Genomic DNA, 221 nt, shown 5'->3' on the forward strand with positions numbered 1-221 from the left:
GGGGTACTTCGTTGTGGTTGATGGCGATGCGCCCGCATACGGGGCAGTGGTCAAGCTCGCCGGCGACGATGGTTTGTCGGTCTACCGTCAAGCGAAAGCGCAGGAGCCGCAGGTCACTTATCCGTCCGTGGCCATCGAGCAGTATTTCGATGATCTCGACCGACACGATTGGTATTGCGACTTCTCCGATGACTACAGCGTGCAAAGACGAGGTAGTGAGG

1 protein-coding gene is annotated in these 221 nt (G+C 57.9%); it reads left to right on the forward strand.

What is annotated here, in order from left to right:
* Positions 1-13 precede the first annotated feature (13 nt).
* Positions 14-221: hypothetical protein (locus NLF92_RS14030; protein WP_254102887.1), on the forward strand; the 208-nt coding region annotated here is incomplete at its 3' end.

Origin of the sequence: Opacimonas viscosa (genome assembly GCF_024199005.1) — a bacterium.
Classification (GTDB): domain Bacteria; phylum Pseudomonadota; class Gammaproteobacteria; order Enterobacterales; family Alteromonadaceae; genus Opacimonas; species Opacimonas viscosa.